Source organism: Nitratireductor sp. GCM10026969 (assembly GCF_042660605.1).
Taxonomy (GTDB): domain Bacteria; phylum Pseudomonadota; class Alphaproteobacteria; order Rhizobiales; family Rhizobiaceae; genus Chelativorans.
The window spans coordinates 1-2,378 of record NZ_JBHSUM010000271.1; the positions used below are offsets into that span (position 1 = coordinate 1).

At 68.3% G+C, this 2,378-nt stretch carries 2 protein-coding genes; both read right to left on the bottom strand.

What is annotated here, in order from left to right; translation table 11 throughout:
• On the bottom strand, positions 1 to 1,801 hold a 1,801-nt coding region (locus tag ACFP9U_RS24750), incomplete at its 3' end, for a PAS domain-containing hybrid sensor histidine kinase/response regulator (RefSeq protein WP_378625511.1).
• Between the two features lie 79 nt (positions 1,802 to 1,880).
• The coding region (locus ACFP9U_RS24755) for a zinc-binding dehydrogenase (RefSeq protein WP_378625512.1) at positions 1,881 to 2,378 on the bottom strand (498 nt) is incomplete at its 5' end.

Genomic DNA, 2,378 nt, shown 5'->3' on the forward strand with positions numbered 1-2,378 from the left:
GCCGTGCGGGGCGCACCTCGACGGCCTGGCTGTCGTCCGTTCTTGGCCCCTCGTTGAGGAGGAGGCGCAAAAGCGTACGGCCGCGGGCGGGTCGGGCGAGAAAGACGCCATAGCCGTTGGCCCGGAAAGAGGCCAGCCGGCCCCGGTCGGTGGGCGCGATCAGCGTCAGCGCAAGCTTCATCCGCAGGCCCTTGCGGCGCAGGCGGGCAAGCAGGCCGGCCTTCTCGTCCTCCAGCGCGGCATCGATGATGACGGCATCGAAGCCGGTGTTTCGCCGGCGCAGAAGCGCGACCGCGCTCGTCTCGCCATCGAAGATCTCGGCCTTCCCGCCGTGCGCGCGCACGGTCATGGCCAGTGCCTCGCCCTCGACGGCGTGCGGCGTGATGATGGCCACCGTCCAGCCCTTCAGGGCGAGCGCGTGCTCGGCCGGGGTGGTTTCGCCGACCGGCAGGCAGACCGTGAACGCCGCACCCTCGCCGGGGGCGCTGTCGACGGCGATGCTGCCTTCCATCGCCTCGACGAGGCGGCTGGTGATGGCAAGGCCAAGACCGGCTCCGCCATGCCTGCGGGTGGAACTGCCGTCGGCCTGCTCGAATTCGCTGAAGATGCGCGCGACGGCGGCCTCATCGAGGCCGGGGCCGGTGTCGTCCACGCGAATGGCGAGGGCCGGCTTGCCGCCTACGGCGGCCGTCGTGACGGTAACGAGCACCCCGCCTTCCTCGGTGAACTTCACGGCGTTGCCCAAGAGGTTGAGCAGGACCTGGCGCAGGCGGCCGGGATCTGCGGTGATGGTCTCCGGCACATCCGGGGCGATGTGGCAGCCCATTCCGATATCCTTGCCGAAGGCGCGCGAGGCCATGAGCTCGACGATGCTTTCCACCAATTCGCGGATCGAGACCTGCTGCGGCTCGAGCGCCAGCCGCCCGGCCTCGATCTTGGAATAGTCCAGGAGATCCTCGATCAGCGCCAGGAGGGCGCTGGCGGAGGTGGAGACGGCGCTGACATAGGTGCGCTGCTCGGCCGAAAGGCGGGTGTCGGCGAGCAGCGTGGCCATGCCCATGATGCCGTTCATCGGCGTGCGGATCTCGTGGCTGACGGTGGCGAGAAAGCGCGATTTCGCCAGACTCGCCTGCTCGGCGCGCTCGCGCGCATTGACGAGCGCGGTCTCGGCACGTTTGCGCGCCGTGATATCGCGGGCGATGGCCCAGTGGGAAACGGTACCGCTGTCATGATCGCGCCGGGAAAGCTCCGTCCAGGAGAACCACCGCAGGCCGCCCCTGGCATGAATGGCGACGTCGGTGGAGCTCAGGCTTTCGCCCTCGGAAAAGGCCGAATCGGGCACGACACCGATATCGACACCGAACTGCGTGAGCGTCTTGCCGACAAGCTCACGCGGCTCGCACTCCACGAGTTCGGCGAAGACCCTGTTGGCGTAGAGAATACGCCCGTCGCGGTCACGATGGACCACGAGGTCGCCGAGCGCCTCCAGAAGGCCGTAAAAGCGCTGTTCGCTCTCCTGCATCTCCCACATGCGGTCGGCAAGCTCTTCCAGCCGTGCCGTTCCAGCCGGGGGGCCATCGGTGGCGGATATACCGGCAGGCCTTAACCGGCGCAGACCCGCCACCAGGCCGACACCGGCCATCAGCGCGAGTGCGGCAACGACGGCGAATGCGGCGCCGGTGATATACGCCAGGGCACAAACCAGAAGCGCACACACGCCGAACCAGAACGCAGCGGGAAGGCGGCCGATCGCCGCCGCGCAATGCTTGAAAGCTGCCTTTATCCGTCCGATGCCCCACATGGCAGCGACCATAATCGGGGGATGTTACGGAAGGTTTTGGCGGCCGGCTCAACTCTTAGCAAAGCCGCAAGGGCTTTGTTTACATTTCGACGACGAGCCGACCCCGCACCCGTCCGGCGATGATATCCCCCGCCGCGTCGACGACCTGGCGGAAGGGAATCGTGTGCGAGACGGCGGCAATCCTGGCGTGGTCGAGCTCGGCGGCAAGGCGCCGCCAGGCTTCCAGCCGCAGCACACGCGGCGCCATGACCGAATCGACACCGAGCAGGGAGATACCGCGCAGGATGAAGGGTGCGACCGAGGCCGGCAGATCCAGGCCCTGGGCCAGACCGCAAGCCGCCACCGCGCCGCCGTAGCAGGTCATTGAGAGCACATTGGCAAGCGTGTGGCTGCCCACAACGTCTATGCCGCCGGCCCAGCGCTCCTTGCCGAGCGGCCGGGCCGGGCCGGAAAGCTCCTCGCGGGGGATGATCTCGCTGGCGCCCAGATCCTTCAGGTACGCCTCTTCCCCCGTGCGGCCGGTGGACGCGACGACCTCGTAACCGCGCCCGGCGAGCAGCGCCACGGCGATGGAGCC